General features: G+C 36.0%; 4 protein-coding genes. 1 reads left to right on the forward strand and 3 read right to left on the reverse strand.

Annotated features, from left to right (window positions below; translation table 11 throughout):
• The 3 genes from DOT_RS04885 to DOT_RS04895 all read right to left on the reverse strand — a co-directional run.
• Positions 1–381 (reverse strand): fic family domain protein (locus DOT_RS04885; RefSeq protein ID WP_009615060.1); only part of this gene is annotated, 381 nt, incomplete at its 3' end.
• Position 382: 1 nt separating this feature from the next.
• A complete protein-coding gene (locus tag DOT_RS04890) occupies positions 383–580 on the reverse strand; it encodes an antitoxin VbhA family protein (protein WP_040411289.1) in 198 nt (65 codons plus the stop codon).
• A gap of 208 nt (positions 581–788) precedes the next feature.
• Positions 789–1,187, reverse strand: coding sequence for a response regulator (locus tag DOT_RS04895; protein WP_009615064.1), 399 nt, complete (start codon positions 1,185–1,187; stop codon positions 789–791).
• 151 nt (positions 1,188–1,338) lie between these two features.
• On the opposite strand from DOT_RS04895, the gene DOT_RS04900 reads away from it, so the two are divergent.
• The gene (locus DOT_RS04900) at positions 1,339–1,590 is read left to right on the forward strand and encodes a helix-turn-helix transcriptional regulator (RefSeq protein WP_040411290.1); all 252 of its coding nucleotides are present in this window, start codon (positions 1,339–1,341) and stop codon (positions 1,588–1,590) included.
• The last annotated feature ends 15 nt before the right edge of the window (positions 1,591–1,605 follow it).

The raw sequence follows: 1,605 nt of genomic DNA on the forward strand, positions 1-1,605 counted from the left end.
TTCAGTACTCAAGTCTCGTAAATGGTTTTCCTTATATAGTTTGCGCAATAAGGATTGTAAGTTTTCTTCAATAAATGGACTATCACAAAAAGGGGTACTTCCCTTTGCGATAAACTCCCTCCTCAATTTTCCTGCAAAAGGATAAACATCCTGAAAAATATATTTATGAATCCGTATTAAATGGGTAATACCAAATTTGCCTTTTACAGTTTGCTCATTTTCAAGTTCATATTGCCGAATCATTGTAATATCTGCTTCGTACTCAGCCAGAGCTTTTGCATCACGGATGTTTTCCTTGTTAATTAATATATCTGTTCCTTTATAACAATAGATTGACTGCCGATTTTCTAAAGGGTCATAAGTTGAAAAGCCGTTACCCATTTTATAGTCCAAATTTAGCAGAGTGTCTTTCCTTTATCCTTGCAATTGCTTCTCTGCCAGTAATTTTATCTTCAAGATACAGTTTGCCAAGGGCCTGAGCATGTAAACTTGGTTGCAATCCTTCCATCGCCATTGAAGCTCTGACACTGGAGATTACTCTTTTATGATTTCTTTTATCCTTTATAACACTCGTTTTCAAAGCGATTCACCTCTTAAGTTATTATACGCAAATCCATGATAATAGACAATTATTAACATGCGTTTACTCTAAATTAAAGATGAAAGTAATCACTTGCTAACCACTGGTAACTCAATTACGGGGTCAGGTTTATGTTGTGGTCTTTATCACGACATGATAGACAGGAAATGCGCTGCACCTTAATGCTTAACATATATACGTAAGAAGCTCATAATCTGTAACTATCGCCGGCTTTCCAAGCTAATACTTTATTTAATATGGACTTAACATCTTCTCTTTGGACAGGCTTGGACAGTATTTGGAGTGGAGAAGCGGTCATAAAAGCATTAGCCTCATCGGAAGCCGTTGCAAAAATAATATGGCAGGCAGTATTGTCGCGCCGAATATGTAAAGCCGTTTCCAGTCCGGTCATTCCTTTCATATAGTTATCAAGGAAGAAAAGATCAAAAAATTTCTTATCCTCGTTGAACTTTTCAATAAGTGTTTCTCCACTATCAAATTGATAAAGTTTGAATCTGACGTCATTTTCAGTTTCATATTCTTGAATTAACATCATCAGATATTTACGCTGGATGAGCTTGTCGTCACATATACCAATGTTTAACAATGTAATTCTCCTTCCTCTACTATTTCTTGGATCAAAACGAACTAATCTTGCACTACAACTACAACATTATACCTCTGAAATGCGTATTCTTGCAATTCCATTTTAGATAGAATTAGATATAATATATTGTTGTATCTAATGGAGGAATCATATGTCCCCTATCAGCAGCAAGTCGTATAGCAGGGAAGAGAATCAATTTTTGAAGAATATAGGTTTTAAAATTCAATTTCTTCGGAAGCAGCGAGGCCTCAGTCAGAGTGAGCTTGCCGAAAAATCGGAATTGAGTTATACCACCATTAGCCATCTTGAAAGCACATCTGTCTATGGTTTATCTGTTATTGCCATTTACAGAATCGCTAAAGCCCTTGACGTCGATCCGAGCCAACTTCTAATGTTTAAGTAGTCATTTAGTTTAACA

Origin of the sequence: Desulfosporosinus sp. OT (assembly GCF_000224515.1) — a bacterium.
Taxonomy (GTDB): Bacteria; Bacillota; Desulfitobacteriia; order Desulfitobacteriales; family Desulfitobacteriaceae; genus Desulfosporosinus.

Coding starts and splice junctions, on each gene's coding strand:
- DOT_RS04900 (WP_040411290.1), top strand. CDS start 1,339: ATGTCCCCTATCAGCAGCAAGTCGTATAGCAGGGAAGAGAATCAATTT.